We start from the raw sequence: 13,490 nt of genomic DNA, 5'->3' as shown, positions 1-13,490 counted from the left end.
AAGTGATGTATGCGTAAGTTATCAATCTTAGGTGCGACCGGTTCAATCGGAACAAGCACACTGGCTGTTGCAGCACAAAACCCTGAATTATTCGATGTAGTTGCATTAGGTGCAGGCTCAAACAGCGATAAGATGTTTGAGCTTTGTTGTCAGTGGCAACCTCAGTATGCCGTGATGGCTGACGAAGCTGCCGCTGCAACGCTAGCGCAACGCCTTGCCTCGCACCAGATGACAACCCAAGTACTAGCGGGTGAGCAAGGCTTGTGTGAGATTGCATCGCTAGATGAGATAGATACCGTGATGGCAGCGATTGTTGGTGCTGCGGGTTTAATGCCGACCATGGCTGGCGTTAAAGCGGGTAAGCGCATTTTACTGGCTAATAAAGAAGCCTTAGTGATGTCGGGCCAGATGTTTATTGATGCCTGCGAAGAGTACGGTGCGGAACTCCTGCCAGTTGATAGCGAGCACAATGCTATTTTTCAATGCTTGCCAGCCGAGATTCAGCGCAAAATGGGGCGTTGTGATCTAACGGAGTTCGGCATCAGTAAGATACTGCTGACCGGCTCTGGTGGCCCATTTCGTTACACTGATATTGCACAATTGGATGCAGTCACGCCAGAAATGGCGATAGCGCACCCGAATTGGTCGATGGGGCCGAAGATCTCGGTGGATTCTGCCACTATGATGAACAAAGGCTTAGAGTACATTGAAGCACGTTGGTTGTTTAATGCCTCTCGTGAGCAAATGCAGGTGATTATTCACCCTCAGTCCGTGATTCACTCTATGGTGCAATACACAGATGGCTCAGTGTTAGCGCAGATGGGGTTACCTGATATGAGAACCCCGATTGCCTGTGCGATGTCCTATCCTGAAAGAGTAGATGCGGGTGTTGCACCACTCGATTTTAGCCAAGTGGGTGAGTTCACCTTCTTGCAACCTGATTTTGACCGTTATCCATGCCTGAAACTGGCGATGGATGCATGTTACAGTGGTCAAGCGGCAACAACAGCATTGAATGCGGCGAATGAAGAAGCGGTTGCCGCATTTTTGGATAAGCGCATTGGTTTTACTGATATTTCTAAAATCAATCACTTAGTCTTAGAAACAGCACCCAAGGCAGAACCTACTGACTTGGAAAGTGTGATTGAGCTAGATAGAATGGCACGACTTTTAGCTCAGGAAGAGATTGCTAAGGTAGCAAAATGACAGGCATTTTATGGAATTTAGGCGCATTTCTTGTTGCGCTTGGTGTACTGATTGCAGTCCACGAGTTTGGTCACTTTTGGGTTGCTCGTCGTTGTGGTGTATTTGTTGAACGTTTCTCCATCGGTTTTGGCAAGGCGATTTGGCAAAAGAAAGGCAAAGATGGTACCGAATATACGCTAGCGATGATCCCGTTGGGCGGCTACGTCAAAATGCTCGATGAGCGTGTCGATGATGTGCCTGAATCACGTCGTCATGAAGCATTCAATAATAAAAAATTGTGGCAACGCAGTGCAATTGTTGCCGCTGGTCCGTTTGCGAACTTTATTTTTGCTATTTTTGCTTACTGGGTGGTTTACCTGATTGGCGTACCTGCGGTTAAGCCTGTTATCGGTGAGGTTGCGCCACAATCTATTGCTGCCCAAGCAGGAATTGAATCTGGAATGGAACTTAAGTCTATTTCAGGTATCAAAACCGCTGATTGGGAATCCGTGAATATGGCGATGATCTCGCATATTGGCGATAAGCAAATGGTGATTACGGCAACGGAACCTGAAGCTGGTGCCATTGTCGAAAGAACGTTGGATCTAGAGTATTGGTACTTTGATCCAGAAACAGAGCGAGTAATGACAAGTTTAGGGATGAAACCCTATACCCCTGAGATTACGCTCTCTATTTCACAACTTGTCGATGACGGTGCAGCAATTGCTGCCGATATGCGGTTAAATGATCGTATTGTTGCCATTGACGGTAAAGCCGTAGACAAATGGCAGCAAGTGGTGGATGCGGTACGCTCACACCCAGAGCAAGCTTTGATCATCGAGGTCGAGCGTGATGGAGAATTGGTGTCGCTTACATTAACACCTAAAACCAAAACGCTAGCTGACGGCGAAGCCATTGGCTACGCAGGTTTTGCGCCAACGATTGAACCTTGGCCGGAATCTTACCGTATTAACTTGCAGTTTGGCCCTGTTGAGGCAGTTGGTAAAGCTGCTGAGAAAACGTGGCAATTAGTCACGCTAACATTTGATATGGTCACTAAACTTGTAACGGGTGATGTGGCTGTTAAAAACCTAAGTGGTCCTATTTCGATTGCTAAGGGTGCAGGGATGACGGCCGATTATGGCTTGGTGTACTTCCTTGGCTTCCTAGCATTGATCAGTGTGAATTTAGGTATTGTGAATTTGTTGCCGCTTCCAGTATTAGACGGTGGACACTTGATGTTCTTCGCTATTGAAGCTGTAACACGCCGACCTGTCTCTGAACGCGTTCAGGACATTGGCTACAGAGTGGGCTCAGCCATTTTGGTTGCGTTAATGGCCGTAGCGCTATTCAATGATTTTACCCGCCTTTAATAAATGCGTTTTTAGCAAGGAATAATCAGAACAGTAATGGCGATGAAAAAACTGTTGGTCGCATCGCTACTGCTAAGCAGTAGTATGGCGCAGAGTGCTGAACAATTTGTGGTCGACGATATTCGGTTTGAAGGTCTTCAACGAGTAACGTTAGGTGCTGCATTATTGAAGATGCCCGTACGTGTTGGTGATAAGGTCGACGACCGTGATATCGCTGATGTTATTCAGGCGCTATTTGCTTCTGGTAACTTTGAAGACATCAAAGTTTATCGCGATGGTGACGTATTATTAGTCAAAGTGTTGGAGCGTCCAACCATTGCTAATATTTCGTTCTCAGGCAATAAAGCGATCAAAGAAGAGCAGCTAAAAGAAAACTTAAATGCTTCTAATATTCAGGTAGGCGAAGCTTTAGATCGCACCACACTGAGTAAAATTGAGAAAGGTCTAGAAGACTTTTACTACAGCGTAGGTAAGTACAACGCAACAGTACAAGCGGTTGTAACGCCTTTGCCACGTAACCGTGCTGATTTAAAGTTTGTGTTTACGGAAGGCGTGTCGGCAACGATTAAGCAAATTAACTTTATCGGTAATGAAGTGTTTACCGATGATGAACTGCGCGGCAAATTTAACCTACAGGCTAACGTGCCGTGGTGGAACTTCCTTGCTAATGAAAAGTACCAGAAGCAGGTGCTTGCGGGTGATATGGAAGTGCTGCGTTCTCAGTACTTAAATAACGGTTACTTAAAGTACAAGTTAGAGTCGACTCAAGTATCGATTTCACCAGATAAGAAGGGTGTCTACATCACCTTGAAAATTGACGAAGGTGATCAATACACGGTTAAAGGCGTGCAATTCCGTGGTGAAGTCGCGGGCCGTCAAGATGATCTCAATAAACTGGTGACCTTTGAAGATGGTGACATCTACAACGGGGCACAAGTGACCGCGCTTGAAGAAGCGATAAAACGTAAACTGGGTGAGTCAGGTTATGCCTACCCACAAGTTACGACCATTCCAGATTTTGACGACGACACCAACGAAGTATCGCTGTTAGTTAACGTTGAATCGGGCAAGCGTGTATACGTACGAAATATTGCATTCTCTGGTAATACAACGACCAAAGATGAAGTACTACGTCGTGAAATGCGTCAGATGGAAGGCAGTTGGCTGAACTCCAAATCGGTTGAGCGTGGTAAAGAGCGTTTGAGCCGTACTGGTTTCTTTGAAACCGTTGATGTTCAGACCGTCCGTGTGCCGGGGACTGATGATCAAGTGGATGTGACCTATAACGTAAAAGAAGCGAACGCGGGTAGCGTGAACTTCGGTATTGGTTATGGTACTGAATCGGGTATTAGTTTTCAGGCGGGTCTACAACAAGATAACTTCTTAGGTACAGGTACACGCTTTGGTATCAATGCGATGACCAATAAATACCAAAAGAATGTCAGCTTAGACTACCGTGATCCGTATTTCACATTAGATGGTATCAGCTTGGGTGGTAAGGTTTACTACAACGAGTTTGAAGCATCGAACGCTAACATCTCGGACTATACCAACCAAAGTTATGGTGCCAGCCTGACCTGGGGTTTCCCATTTGATGAGCTAAACTTCTTTGAGTTTGGTGTGGGTTACGATCACAACAAGATTTCGAATACCCGTGAGTATTACCAAATCGAGAAATTTAAAGCGATCCATGGTTTTGACCGTGGTGAGAATATTATCGAATTGGATGACTTTGATTGGTCAGTTTCATGGTCGCGTAACAACTTGAACCGTGGTTATTTCCCAACAGCGGGTAACCACCAGCGTGCGTCATACCGTATGACTATCCCAGGTTCAGATGCGCAATACTTTAAAGTGCAGTACGATGTGCGCCAATATATTCCATTGAATGAAGGCCATGACTTCACCGTGTTGCTACGTGGTAAAGTGGGCTATGGTAATGGTTACGGCCAAACGGAGAATGGTAGCGATCAGTTGATGCCGTTCTATGAAAACTTTTATGCGGGTGGCTTTAGTACTTTGCGAGGCTTCCGCTCTAATACTGTAGGTCCGAAAGCGGTGTATGTTGAAGGTTGTTCAGGTGGTGGTCCATCTGGTAACAACAACTGTGCAACAGGTACCAAAGATGCAGCGGGTGGTAATGCCATTGCATTAGCAAGCATGGAGTTGATTGTACCAACCCCATTTGCATCGGAAGAATTTAAGAACCAAATTCGTACCAGTCTGTTTGTGGATGCGGGTTCAGTGTGGGATACCGAGTACGACCTGAAAGATACTGACGGTAAGTACTTGTATGACTACTCTGATCCATCATTAATTCGTGCGTCATACGGTGCCGCACTTCAGTGGATGTCTCCAATGGGCCCACTGGTATTCTCGATTGCTCGTCCGCTTAAGAAGTACGATGGCGACCAAGAAGAATTCTTTACCTTCACAATCGGACAGACATTCTAATTTTTTGAGGAGAACTCTTTTGAAACAATGGATGAAAGCAGCAGGCCTTAGCCTAGTAATTTTATCGTCGTCTATGTATGCACAAGCAGCAGAAGCGGCACAAAAAGTGGGTTACGTAGCAACAGGTCAGGCCATGCAACAGCTGGCTAAACGCTATAATGTGACAGAAAAATTACGTAGCGAATTTAAAGATCGTATCGATGAACTTCGTAGCATCGAAAATCGCATGAAAACAAAAGTTGATAAAGCGAAGCGTGATGGTGAGCTGTTAAGCGAATCAGACCGCACTAAAATTCAACGTGAACTTGCATCACTAGATTCTGATTACAAGTTAAAAGCAAAAGCACTTCAAGAAGACCAACGTCGTCGCGGCGCGGAAGAAGAGCAAAAACTAGTGATGAAAATTCGTACAGCAATTCAAACTGTGGCGAAAAAAGAAGGCTATGACATCGTTGTTGATGCACAAGCGGTTCTTTACGCTGACCCGAAAGATGACCTATCAAGCAAGGTTATCTCTGCTGTAAAATAATTGATTAAAGCGCCACAGATAACCTAAGCTGCTATGCGTTTGACGCATGGCAGCTTTGTCGTCTCTGACCATTAATAGTGGCGTATAACAAAAACGATAAGGTAACTAATGACTGTAATTACCCTTGCTGAATTAGCAGACAAATTAGGTGCAGAGCTTCATGGCGATGGCACTGTCGAAATTCATTCTATTGCTGGCACAGAGCAGGCTGGTGACGGTCAAATTACATTTATTTCAAACAGTAAATACCGTAAACAGTTGGCTGATTGCAAAGCGTCTGCCGTTATGCTGCAAGAAGGCGATCGCCCATTCTTTGAAGGTAACGCTTTGGTCATGGCTAACCCTTACCTTGGCTATGCTTTGGTTGCACAATTGCTTGATACCACACCGAAAGCGGCTTCTGAGATTGCCGCGTCTGCGCAAATCGCTGCTGATGTTGTGATGGGTGAGGGCGTGGTGATTGGCCACAATGCTGTGATTGAATCCGGTGTTAAACTGGGCGATAACGTGCAAATCGGTGCGGGTTGCTTTGTTGGCAAAGAAGCGGAAATTGGTGCAAATACTAAACTGTGGGCCAATGTAACTGTTTACCACCGCGTGACATTAGGTCGCGATTGTTTAGTACAATCAGGCACTGTGCTGGGTTCAGACGGTTTCGGTTACGCGAATGACCGTGGAAACTGGATCAAAATCCCTCAGTTAGGTTCTGTACGCATTGGTAACCGTGTCGAAATTGGTGCTTGTACCACGATCGACCGTGGTGCGTTAGAGGACACGATTATCCACGATGGTGCGATTATCGATAACCAATGCCAAATTGCACATAATGTGTCGATTGGTGAAAACACCGCGATTGCGGGTGCAACCGTAATGGCTGGTAGCCTAACGGTAGGTAAAAACTGTTTCATTGGCGGTGCGAGCGTGTTCAATGGTCACATGGAAATTTGTGATGGTGTGACGGTTGCTGGTATGGCAATGGTGATGCGTCCAATTACAGAGCCGGGCTTCTACTCGTCGGGTATTCCTGTGCAGCCAAATAAAGAGTGGCGTAAAACAGCGGCTCGCGTCATGAAAATTGACGAAATGAACAAACGCTTACGTGCGGTTGAGAAAAAATTAGACGACGAGGGCTAATGCCTTCGCCATGTATGCCGATATAAATGGGCAACGTGCGATTGTGTTCTACGGGTAACAACACGTAGGACACTTCATTTCCTTGCTATTTTAGCTTTGATTCATTGAATTTAGCTTTGAAATAGCAGCGAATTGAATAACCAAAGTAACACCGTTACTTTGTGTTTCACTTTACTGACAGGAATTCAAGTTTTGACTTGCGAGAACAAAACGTTAAATATCACTGAAATTCAAGAGCTTCTTCCTCACCGTTACCCGTTCTTAATGATCGATCGCGTAACAGATTACGACGAAGGCAAAACACTTACGGCTATTAAAAACGTTTCAGTGAACGAGCCGCAATTTACTGGCCACTTTCCAAAAATGCCAGTATTCCCAGGTGTCATGATCCTTGAAGCCATGGCTCAGGCGACTGGCTTACTTGCATTCAAAACTTTTGGTGCGCCTGCTGAGAATGAACTTTACTACTTCGCGAGTATCGATAAAGCCAAGTTCCGTAAGCCTGTAGGCCCTGGTGACCAATTGATTATCGAAGTGGAATACCTGAAAGAGCGTCGTGGTATTGCTATGTTTAATGGTGTAGCAAAAGTTGACGGCGATGTTGTTTGCTCTGCTGAACTAAAATGCGCAAGACGAGAGTTTTAATGATTCACGAAACGGCACAAATTCACCCTTCTGCGGTAGTTGAAGAAGGGGCTAAAATCGGCGCTAATGTGACTGTTGGTCCATTTACCTACATCACTAAAGATGTAGAAATTGGTGACGGCACAGAAGTGATGTCTCATGTTGTGATTAAAGGCCCAACGGTCATTGGTCAAGATAACCGCATCTTCCCATTCGCAGTAATTGGTGAAGAGTGTCAAGACAAGAAGTATAGCGGTGAAGCTACTCGCCTTGTTGTCGGCGATCGTAATGTGATCCGTGAAAGTGTGCAGATGCACCGTGGCACAGTACAAGATAAGGGGGTAACTACTGTTGGTAGCGACAACCTATTTTGTGTCAACGTCCACATTGCTCACGACTGTGTTGTCGGCGATAACATTATCATGGGTAACAACGCGACCTTAGCCGGTCACGTAAATGTTGAAGATTACGCAATTATCTCGGCACTATCACCTGTTCACCAGTTCTGTACTGTCGGTGCACATAGCTTCATCGGTGGTGGTTCAATTGTGGTTCAAGATGTCCCACCCTATGTGATGGCACAAGGTAACCATGCGAAGCCATTTGGTATTAATATCGAAGGCCTCAAGCGTCGTGGTTTTGAAAAGCCAGAACTTCATGCTATTCGCCGTGCGTACAAAGAGATTTACCGTTCAGGTAAAACCTTAGCAGAAGTGAAGCCAGTATTAGAAGAGATGGCACAAGAGTTCCCATCGATTGGCTTATTCGTCAAACTGTTTGAAAACTCGACTCGCGGTATTATTCGTTAATGGCTAAACCTCTTCGAATAGGTATTGTCGCCGGGGAAATCTCCGGCGATATTTTAGGTGCCGGTTTTATTAAAGCGGTTAAAGAACATTACCCAGACGCTGAATTTGTCGGTGTTGCTGGCCCTCGCATGATCGAGGCAGGCTGTGAAGCGCTGTTCGATATGGAAGAGCTGGCTGTGATGGGGATTGTTGAAGTGTTTGGTCGCTTGCCTCGGCTATTTAAGATCAAAGCTGAATTGGTGAAGCACTTCACTGATAACCCACCGGATGTCTTTGTTGGCATTGATGCGCCCGATTTTAACCTTCGCTTAGAGCGAGATTTAAAACAGAGCGGCATCAAAACGGTACACTATGTCAGTCCATCGGTATGGGCGTGGCGTCAAAAGCGGATTTTCAAGATTGAAGCGGCGACGAACTTAGTGTTGGCCTTCTTACCGTTCGAAAAAGCGTTTTATGATAAGTTTAATGTGCCGTGTGAGTTTGTTGGTCACACTATGGCTGATGCGATTCCGTTGCAGACCGATCAGCGGGCTGCCCGTGAATTACTTGGCTTAGATAACAGCAAGCGTTGGCTCGCGGTATTACCGGGCAGTCGCGGCGGTGAAATGAGCATGATAGCTGCGCCATTTATCGAAACCTGCCAGCGTTTACAGCAGCAACATCCAGATTTGGGTTTTGTGGTCGCTTTAGTGAATGAACAACGCCGCCAACAGTTTGAGCAAGCGTGGCGAGAAACGGCACCAGAGCTGAATTTCGTACTGGTTGATGATACCGCCCGAAACGTGATGATAGCCTCTGATGCTGTCTTGCTTGCTTCTGGCACTGTTTCGCTTGAGTGTATGCTCGTGAAGCGTCCTATGGTCGTGGGTTATATCGTGAAGCCACTTACGGCATGGATTGCACGTCGTATGCTGAAAACCAAGTATGTTTCTTTACCCAATATTCTTGCGGATAAAGAACTGGTTCCTGAGTTGCTACAAGAAAACTGCACGCCAGAAAAATTAGCCGAGCAAGTGAATCATTACCTCAGTATCGATAACAGCGAATTAATGGCTGAATTTAGTCAGCTTCATCAACGTATTCGTTGTAACGCCGATCACAAAGCCGCTCACGCTGTGCTGAACTTGATTGGCAAAGCGACACCTCAACAAGCAGATTAATCATGAAAGAATTTGAACCCTTTGTGTACCCACAAGCAAACTGTATTGCTGGGGTAGACGAGGTGGGCCGTGGCCCTCTCGTTGGCGCAGTGGTCACCGCTGCGGTAATTTTAGATCCGAATAACCCCATTGAAGGGCTAACGGACTCTAAAAAACTGACTGAAAAAAAACGCAATGTGCTGTTTGATGAGATCAAAGAAAAAGCATTGGCATGGTCACTAGGCCGTTGTGAGCCTGCAGAAATCGATGAACTGAATATTTTGCAAGCCACTATGGTCGCGATGCAGCGTGCGGTTGCAGGTCTGCACATTCAACCTGACTATGTGCTGATTGACGGTAATAAAGTTCCTCAATTGCCGATGGATGCTCAAGCGGTGGTTAAAGGTGATTTACGGGTGGCAGAAATCAGCGCGGCTTCTATTATTGCTAAAGTGACCCGCGACCGTGAAATGGAAGTGCTAGATGCACAATATCCACAATACGGTTTTGCCAAACACAAAGGTTATCCGACCAAAGCGCATTTTGAAGCATTGGAAGCGCACGGTGCTATCGAGCAGCATCGTAAAAGTTTTAAACCTGTTAAACGCATATTGGGCATAGATTAGTCGAGTTGCACACGCACTGATTCACCCACTAAAAAATTGTGTCAGAAACGCGCCCCTTGCAGTGTTTTCTGGCACAATGTCCTTCACGAAATTACCTATCTGATCTGGTTGTCATGGCAGAACCTCGCTTTATTCATTTACGCATTCACAGTGACTTTTCAATGGTCGACGGCTTGTCGAAAGTACCGCCATTGGTGAAAAAAGTGGCTGAAATGGGCATGCCAGCAATGGCCTTGACCGACTTCACTAACCTGTGTGGTTTGGTGAAATTTTACTTTGCAGCACACGGTGCAGGCATGAAGCCGATTATTGGTGCTGATTTCAAAGTGAAATCGGAAGAGATGGGCGATGAGCTGTGTGATTTAACCATTCTAGCGTCTAACAACGAAGGGTATCAAAACCTGACGATGTTGATCTCGAAAGCCTATCAGCGCGGTCATTACCAGCACCAAGTGGTGATCGATAAAGAGTGGCTCGTGGAGCACAAAGAGGGGTTAATTTTACTCTCAGGTGGTAAAACGGGTGATGTCGGTAGAGCCTTGTTGAAAGGCAACCAAACACTGATTAACCGTTGTGTTGAGTTTTACCAAGTACATTTCGAAGATAATTATTATCTTGAGTTAGTGCGTACGGGGCGTCCAGACGAAGAAGCATATTTGCACTTTGCGGTGGAGCTTGCCGAGCAACAAGATTTACCTGTAGTGGCAACCAATGATGTTCGCTTTTTAACCCCCGATCAGTTTGATGCTCATGATATTCGCGTCTGTATCCACGATGGTTACACCATTGTCGATCCTAATAGACCTAAACTGTACAGCGATCAGCAATATTTACGCAGTGAAGAAGAAATGTGTGAGTTATTCTCAGACATTCCCGAAGCGCTCGAAAATAGCGTAGAAATTGCTAAGCGTTGTAATGTGACTGTTCGTCTTGGGGAGTACTTCCTGCCGAATTTCCCCACGGGTGACATGAGCATTGAAGACTTCTTGGTCAAAGTGTCAGAAGAAGGGTTAGAACGCCGTTTGGCTTTCCTCTTCCCTGATGAAGAAGAGCGTATCAAGCGTCGCCCTGAATACGATGAGCGCCTAAAAATTGAGCTCGACGTAATCAACCAAATGGGATTCCCAGGTTACTTCTTGATCGTAATGGAGTTCATCCAGTGGTCGAAAGATAACGATGTGCCAGTTGGCCCTGGGCGTGGTTCAGGTGCGGGCTCATTGGTAGCGTATGCACTAGATATTACCGACTTAGACCCACTTGAATTCGATCTGCTTTTCGAACGATTCTTGAACCCTGAACGTGTCTCCATGCCCGATTTTGATATCGACTTTTGTATGGATAAGCGTGATTTGGTTATCGACCACGTTGCTGAAATGTATGGCCGTGATGCGGTATCGCAGATCATTACTTTCGGTACTATGGCGGCAAAAGCGGTAATCCGCGATGTTGGCCGTGTATTGGGTCACCCTTACGGCTTTGTGGATCGTATCTCAAAGATGATCCCTGCTGAACCTGGAATGACGCTCAGTAAGGCATTTGATGCAGAGCCGCAATTAGGTGAAGTCTACAATGCTGACGAAGAAGTTAAAGCCCTGATTGATATGTGTCGCATTCTTGAAGGTGTGACACGAAATGCGGGTAAGCACGCTGGTGGTGTTGTAATTTCTCCCACCACGATCACTGACTTTGCGCCTTTGTACTGTGATGCCGAAGGTGGCAACCCTGTTACTCAGTTCGATAAGAATGACGTTGAAACCGCAGGCTTGGTTAAGTTCGACTTTTTGGGCTTGCGAACGTTAACCATCATTGACTGGGCGTTGGGTATGATTAACCCGCGTCTTGTTGCTAATGGTGAAGAGCCGGTCAATATTGCCGCTATTCCTATGGCTGATGCTAAGTCATTTGCGATGCTGCAACGCTCTGAATCAACGGCGGTATTCCAGCTTGAATCCCGCGGCATGAAAGATCTGATCAAACGTCTTCAGCCTGACTGCTTTGAAGACATGATCGCACTGGTAGCTCTGTTCCGTCCGGGTCCGTTGCAATCAGGCATGGTAGATAACTTTATCGACCGTAAACATGGTCGAGAAGCGGTATCTTACCCTGACGAAAAGTGGCAGCACGAGTCACTCAAAGAAATTCTTGAGCCAACCTACGGCATCATCCTGTATCAAGAACAGGTTATGCAGATCGCACAGGTATTATCGGGTTACACCTTGGGTGGCGCCGATATGTTACGTCGTGCGATGGGTAAGAAAAAGCCAGAGGAAATGGCGAAGCAGCGTGCCACCTTTGAAGAGGGGGCAGTGAAGAACGGCGTCGACGGCGAGTTGGCGATGAAAATCTTCGACTTGGTAGAAAAGTTTGCTGGTTATGGTTTTAACAAATCTCACTCAGCTGCTTACGCATTGGTTTCTTATCAAACGCTTTGGTTAAAGGCGCATTATCCTGCTGAGTTCATGGCGGCGGTAATGACCGCCGATATGGATAACACCGATAAAGTCATTGGCTTGGTCGATGAATGCCTGCGCATGAAGCTGAAGCTGCTGCCACCTGATGTCAACAAAGGCTTATACCGTTTCAACGTTGATGATAGTGGTGCCATTGTTTACGGTATTGGCGCGGTAAAAGGGGTGGGTGAAGGCCCTATCGATAACATTATCGAGGCCCGTAATAAAGGCGGCCACTTCAAAGACTTATTTGATTTCTGTGCGCGTATTGATACCAAAAAAGTAAACAAACGCGTATTAGAAAAGTTGATTAAAGCGGGCGCTATGGATCGCCTTGGTCCGAACCGCGCCGCGATGATGGCGACCTTGGATGATGCCATCAAAGCCGCCAGTCAACACCATCAGGCTGAATCTTTTGGTCAAACGGATATGTTTGGTGTGCTTACAGCAGCGCCTGAAGAGGTGGAACATGCTTACGCTAATATTCCTGAGTGGCCAGATGCAATATGGCTAGAGGGTGAACGTGAAACGTTAGGTTTGTATTTAACAGGCCACCCGATAAACGCGTATTTATCCGAGCTAAAACACTACACAACCTGGCGCTTGAAAGATGCGAATCCGACGGGACGTGATAAAGTAGCGACTGTGGCAGGTTTGGTGATAGGCGCGAAAGTGTTTACCACTAAACGCGGCACGCGAATTGGCGTTATTTCATTAGACGACCGTTCAGGTCGAATGGAAGTAATGTTATTCTCAGAGGCATTAGAACGTTACGTTGATTTGATCGAAAAAGATAAAATTGTGGTCGTAACAGGACAGGTCAGCTTTGATGATTTCAATGGTGGCCTTAAAATGTCCGCGCGAGAAGTGCTAGATATCTCAGAAGCAAGAGAAAAGCACCTAAGAAGTCTTGCCATCTCGGTTACCGAGGGGCAAATTGATGAACAGTTTTTTGCACGCTTTAGCCAAGTGCTGGAGCCACACAAGGCAGGTACAGTACCTGTAAATGTGTATTATCAGCGCTCGAACGCACGCGCTAAACTCACCTTAGGCACAGAATGGCGTGTAACGCCTAGTGATAAGTTAATCCTTGATCTGAAAGGGTTGCTGGGTGAGAAGCAAGTCGAGCTTGAGTTTAATTAATAATGTCTGTGATCGCTTACGATG

Annotated in this window: 10 protein-coding genes; all 10 read left to right on the top strand. The window is 46.1% G+C overall.

Annotated features, from left to right (window positions below):
- The first annotated feature begins 9 nt into the window (after positions 1–9).
- The 10 genes from ispC to dnaE all read left to right on the top strand — a co-directional run bounded on the left by ispC (position 10) and on the right by dnaE (position 13,466).
- Positions 10–1,206 carry a 1-deoxy-D-xylulose-5-phosphate reductoisomerase gene (gene ispC / locus L4C35_RS20055; protein WP_428464569.1) on the top strand — a complete coding sequence of 399 codons (1,197 nt, stop codon included), beginning with the start codon at positions 10–12 and terminating at the stop codon, positions 1,204–1,206.
- Complete coding sequence (rseP, locus tag L4C35_RS20050) at positions 1,203–2,558, top strand: sigma E protease regulator RseP (RefSeq protein ID WP_428464568.1); 1,356 nt, start codon at positions 1,203–1,205, stop codon at positions 2,556–2,558. The genes ispC and rseP overlap by 4 nt, the downstream gene beginning before the upstream one ends.
- 36 nt (positions 2,559–2,594) lie before the next feature.
- A complete protein-coding gene (gene bamA / locus L4C35_RS20045) occupies positions 2,595–5,012 on the top strand; it encodes an outer membrane protein assembly factor BamA (RefSeq protein WP_428464567.1) in 2,418 nt (805 codons plus the stop codon).
- 19 nt (positions 5,013–5,031) lie between these two features.
- Positions 5,032–5,541, top strand: a complete 510-nt coding sequence (locus tag L4C35_RS20040; RefSeq protein WP_428464566.1) for an OmpH family outer membrane protein — start codon at positions 5,032–5,034, stop codon at positions 5,539–5,541.
- A gap of 108 nt (positions 5,542–5,649) precedes the next feature.
- Positions 5,650–6,675 carry a UDP-3-O-(3-hydroxymyristoyl)glucosamine N-acyltransferase gene (gene lpxD / locus L4C35_RS20035; RefSeq protein WP_428464565.1) on the top strand — a complete coding sequence of 342 codons (1,026 nt, stop codon included), beginning with the start codon at positions 5,650–5,652 and terminating at the stop codon, positions 6,673–6,675.
- Between the two features lie 192 nt (positions 6,676–6,867).
- Positions 6,868–7,320, top strand: coding sequence for a 3-hydroxyacyl-ACP dehydratase FabZ (gene fabZ / locus L4C35_RS20030; protein WP_428464564.1), 453 nt, complete (start codon positions 6,868–6,870; stop codon positions 7,318–7,320).
- A complete protein-coding gene (gene lpxA / locus L4C35_RS20025; protein ID WP_428464563.1) occupies positions 7,320–8,108 on the top strand; it encodes an acyl-ACP--UDP-N-acetylglucosamine O-acyltransferase in 789 nt (262 codons plus the stop codon). The genes fabZ and lpxA overlap by 1 nt, the downstream gene beginning before the upstream one ends.
- Positions 8,108–9,268, top strand: coding sequence for a lipid-A-disaccharide synthase (gene lpxB, locus L4C35_RS20020; RefSeq protein ID WP_428464562.1), 1,161 nt, complete (start codon positions 8,108–8,110; stop codon positions 9,266–9,268). The genes lpxA and lpxB overlap by 1 nt, the downstream gene beginning before the upstream one ends.
- 2 nt (positions 9,269–9,270) lie before the next feature.
- Positions 9,271–9,873, top strand: a complete 603-nt coding sequence (gene rnhB / locus L4C35_RS20015) for a ribonuclease HII (RefSeq protein WP_428464561.1) — start codon at positions 9,271–9,273, stop codon at positions 9,871–9,873.
- Between the two features lie 113 nt (positions 9,874–9,986).
- The gene (dnaE, locus tag L4C35_RS20010; protein WP_428464613.1) at positions 9,987–13,466 is read left to right on the top strand and encodes a DNA polymerase III subunit alpha; all 3,480 of its coding nucleotides are present in this window, start codon (positions 9,987–9,989) and stop codon (positions 13,464–13,466) included.
- Positions 13,467–13,490 lie beyond the last annotated feature (24 nt).

This window comes from Photobacterium kagoshimensis (genome assembly GCF_050337045.1).
Lineage (GTDB): Bacteria > Pseudomonadota > Gammaproteobacteria > Enterobacterales > Vibrionaceae > Photobacterium > Photobacterium kagoshimensis.
This window is presented reverse-complemented; position numbering and strand designations above follow the sequence as displayed.

Coding starts and splice junctions, on each gene's coding strand:
- ispC (WP_428464569.1), top strand. CDS start 10: ATGCGTAAGTTATCAATCTTAGGTGCGACCGGTTCAATCGGAACAAGC.
- rseP (WP_428464568.1), top strand. CDS start 1,203: ATGACAGGCATTTTATGGAATTTAGGCGCATTTCTTGTTGCGCTTGGT.
- bamA (WP_428464567.1), top strand. CDS start 2,595: ATGGCGATGAAAAAACTGTTGGTCGCATCGCTACTGCTAAGCAGTAGT.
- lpxD (WP_428464565.1), top strand. CDS start 5,650: ATGACTGTAATTACCCTTGCTGAATTAGCAGACAAATTAGGTGCAGAG.
- lpxA (WP_428464563.1), top strand. CDS start 7,320: ATGATTCACGAAACGGCACAAATTCACCCTTCTGCGGTAGTTGAAGAA.
- lpxB (WP_428464562.1), top strand. CDS start 8,108: ATGGCTAAACCTCTTCGAATAGGTATTGTCGCCGGGGAAATCTCCGGC.
- rnhB (WP_428464561.1), top strand. CDS start 9,271: ATGAAAGAATTTGAACCCTTTGTGTACCCACAAGCAAACTGTATTGCT.
- dnaE (WP_428464613.1), top strand. CDS start 9,987: ATGGCAGAACCTCGCTTTATTCATTTACGCATTCACAGTGACTTTTCA.